This window comes from Limnospira sp., from assembly GCF_051859755.1.
GTDB lineage: Bacteria > Cyanobacteriota > Cyanobacteriia > Cyanobacteriales > Microcoleaceae > Limnospira > Limnospira fusiformis.
The window spans coordinates 1-3,352 of sequence record NZ_JBIMLI010000252.1; the positions used below are offsets into that span (position 1 = coordinate 1).

The following is a 3,352-nucleotide window of genomic DNA, read 5'->3' on the forward strand; positions in this document are numbered from 1 at the left end:
TATAAACAAGCGATATCCTCCTACGACCAAGCCCTAAAATATAAACCGGATGACCATGTAGCTTGGTATAACCGAGGAAATGCGCTGTATCATTTAGGAGAGTATAAACAAGCGATATCCTCCTACGACCAAGCCCTAAAATATAAACCGGATGACCATGTAGCTTGGTATAACCGAGGGAATGCGCTGTCTGATTTAGGAGAGTATAAACAAGCGATATCCTCCTACGACGAAGCCCTAAAATATAAACCGGATTTACATGAAGCTTGGTATAACCGAGGGAATGCGCTGTCTTATTTAGGAGAGTATAAACAAGCGATATCCTCCTATGACCAAGCCCTAAAATATAAACCGGATTTACATGAAGCTTGGTATAACCGAGGGGTGACGCTGAAGGATTTAGGAGAGTATAAACAAGCGATATCCTCCTACGACCAAGCCCTAAAATATAAACCGGATTACCATAAAGCTTGGAATAACCGAGGGGTGGCGATGTATAATTTAGGAGAGTATAAACAAGCGATATCCTCCTACGACCAAGCCCTAAAATATAAACCGGATTACCATAAAGCTAGGGTTAACAGAAGCAAAAATTCACGCATTGCTTAACCCGGAAACCGCCATGATTTATTGGTATTATGGCAACGATTATTTGATAACCTTTATCCTGACGGTAGACGACCTGACGGCTATACCCTTATCGGCTTGGCAACAGAAACAACTGGAAACTTTCATCACGGATTGGCATCATGATTATCAGATTTATGGCTGGTGAATGATGAATCGGCGACGGTATTGGCATTAAGTTTTATCAGGAATATCTAGGGGGTGAAACGGCGGCGATGGCTTTACATAAGGCGAAAAAATGGTTACGCTGTGAGGCGACCTGGGCAGAAATTGCGAAGGTTTATGAATCCTGTTTATCACATCCTTTGAGTGAGAGTAATCAGGGAATTTTAGCCAAGGCTTTAGGACGGATTGAAAGACAGGAAAACCCGGAAGTTATGCCGTTTTCTGATGTTTATCATTGGGGGAGTTTGGTGATTTCGGGTTATTAAGCTAAGGGGGAGTCACTGAGTCTCCTGGGTAGGAGTGACGGGAGTGGTCACGGACGGGATAAATTAATTATCAAATGGGTGTATACAGATGACGGAGACTGTGGTAGAATTTAGGAGTAGGCGATCGCTCGAAATCGTCGAAGTCGCCTGAATCTTTGACGGCATCTTCCACCCTCATAAATTAATCAGCTATGACTCCCAACCAGAAAATAACCATAACGGCATTTATTCACGCTTTAGCCCGTTTTAACAAAAAGTTGCCAATTAGTGTGTATAATCAATTGGCGGCGATTTCCGATGTTGCTAATAATACCAAACAATTAGAGGCGATCGCCATGAATGATACAGACTTAGCCCTATTATATAAGGAGGAGTGCGATCGACTAATGCAGGGAAGCGATCGCCAAAAAGGCTATCTACCGATATTCGAGAGTGATGATTATAGCACAGAATTAAGCAATACGGTGGAGGTAATTTGTCATTCTCCCGACCCGGTAAAAGCCTCAAAAGATGCGCTAAATCCTTCGGGAGGTGGCAAACTAAAAGAGTTTTTTAGCCAACTATTTAAGTCATCTCCATCTATCTAAGTTAACTGAATGTATCCCCTAAAAGAAATCACGCTGCAACTGTTTCTGTATGACTTACGGGAAGGGTTAGGACAAACCTCAGAAAGCATAGATTTTAATCGCTATTATTTTTGGCGGCGGTTTCATCATGACCTGCAAAAACCATATAGTGACTTAACGCCAGAAAATAAGCAAAAACTGAAAAAATATGCTAACAGCGAAAACCCCGAAAGCGATATTGTGCGGTTAGACTATCAGGAGGGGGAACAACCTCTAATGGGGATAGAATATGTGTTAGTGGCATCGCAATTGGGGGATAGCTATAGTTTAATCATTGATGCCTATGATAGCGAATATCAGAAAACCAGTTTAAGTCAACTGAAAAAATACATTGAGGAAAGGATTAATAACACTCCCTCAAGCCTAGGTCAAACTTGGTTATTGTGGGGTCAACTTGACGGGAAATATTCCCCAGAGAAAGTTAATGAAATTGCCGAAAAGAGTTATACAGAAATCGCCAATAAACCCCTACCCTGGAAAAAAGATAATCAATTGAGTTTCCCAGGGAATAAACTGTTAGGGGGCGATTTATTTGAAATAACCCAGTTAGTTTCGTTGAAAGATTGGGAAAATTTACTAAGACTGATTGATAATGAAAAACCGAAAAAACTGCGAAATTATCCCCGGTTAAATGATGAACATAAGTCACTGCTGACAAAGGACATTCAAAACAGTTTAGGAGAAAGCCATTATTTAATTTGGCTATTACCAGCAGAGTGCGACTTAACGGCAATGCAAGATAAAATTCGGGAAATACAGACCCATTTTCATCGCCTGTTATCCTATCGCCATAAGATTATTTGGGCTTATAGCCAAAGTCGGATTTTGAAACGCCGATTAAAAGACAATTATCAAACGATTCAAAAATCGGTCTTAACAATTCGCCAACAGCGGAAAAACCCGGAAGATTTACAAGAGGCTTTAGAAAAGACGCTACAAATATTAGGGAATTATGCGATCGATTTAAGTCAACTGCATTCCCAGTTAAGGACAATTACGATTAATTTAACCAACTATCGACAAAGGTTAAAAGAATTTGCGAAGGTAGACCCAAATTGTGAGTTAACTACGTTTGCTGAGTTTAGTAAATTGGCAGCACAAAAGTATGAAAGACAGGTAAAAACGGACTATGAGAGTTTAAGTCCGGGGATGATTTTATTAGAAAATCTGATTAAGACGATTGAGGGAATTGTGGAAATTAATCAAGCGAAAAGAGAAGATCGGCTAGAAAGGGCGATCGCTGCTGCTAGTATAGGAGTGGGTACAGGATCGGCGGCGGCTTCATCAATCGCGAATTATTCGGAGGGTATATTAACGGAAATAAACCCGTTTTTACCCTCACAGAATAAGGAAGAAGCGCCAACGATTCATCCGGCATCAACGGCAAGTTTGACGTTTATTATTAGTTGTGTAATTGGGTTAATTTTGGGGTGGTTAACCTGGTGGCGGTTAAATTCAAGACCTGGGTAGGTTGGGTGAAACCCAACATCACTGAGAGATGTTGTTGTTGGGTTCCCATACTCCACCCAACCTACTAAATAGGCTCGGCGCCGGAAATGCGATCGCCCTACTCACTTTCGAGGAATTCGAGCTGGGTAGGTTGGGTGAAACCCAACATCACTGAGAGATGTTGTTGTTGGGTTCCCATACTCCACCCAACCTACTAAA

At 41.4% G+C, this 3,352-nt stretch carries 5 protein-coding genes; all 5 read left to right on the forward strand.

All coding sequences use genetic code 11. From position 1 onward, the window contains the following. On the forward strand, positions 1 to 609 hold a 609-nt coding region (locus tag ACTIE0_RS23450), incomplete at its 5' end, for a tetratricopeptide repeat protein (RefSeq protein WP_439517010.1). A 13-nt stretch (positions 610 to 622) separates the two neighbouring features. Next, positions 623 to 775 carry a hypothetical protein gene (locus tag ACTIE0_RS23455; RefSeq protein WP_006670358.1) on the forward strand — a complete coding sequence of 51 codons (153 nt, stop codon included), beginning with the start codon at positions 623 to 625 and terminating at the stop codon, positions 773 to 775. Between the two features lie 67 nt (positions 776 to 842). Continuing rightward, complete coding sequence (locus ACTIE0_RS23460; protein WP_006670357.1) at positions 843 to 1,058, forward strand: hypothetical protein; 216 nt, start codon at positions 843 to 845, stop codon at positions 1,056 to 1,058. A 191-nt stretch (positions 1,059 to 1,249) separates the two neighbouring features. Continuing rightward, a complete protein-coding gene (locus ACTIE0_RS23465; RefSeq protein ID WP_006670356.1) occupies positions 1,250 to 1,645 on the forward strand; it encodes a hypothetical protein in 396 nt (131 codons plus the stop codon). Positions 1,646 to 1,654: 9 nt separating this feature from the next. Further along, positions 1,655 to 3,154: a hypothetical protein gene (locus ACTIE0_RS23470; RefSeq protein ID WP_439517011.1), complete on the forward strand. Its 1,500-nt coding sequence runs from the start codon at positions 1,655 to 1,657 to the stop codon at positions 3,152 to 3,154. Positions 3,155 to 3,352 lie beyond the last annotated feature (198 nt).

Coding starts and splice junctions, on each gene's coding strand:
- ACTIE0_RS23460 (WP_006670357.1), top strand. CDS start 843: ATGGCTTTACATAAGGCGAAAAAATGGTTACGCTGTGAGGCGACCTGG.
- ACTIE0_RS23455 (WP_006670358.1), top strand. CDS start 623: ATGATTTATTGGTATTATGGCAACGATTATTTGATAACCTTTATCCTG.
- ACTIE0_RS23465 (WP_006670356.1), top strand. CDS start 1,250: ATGACTCCCAACCAGAAAATAACCATAACGGCATTTATTCACGCTTTA.
- ACTIE0_RS23470 (WP_439517011.1), top strand. CDS start 1,655: ATGTATCCCCTAAAAGAAATCACGCTGCAACTGTTTCTGTATGACTTA.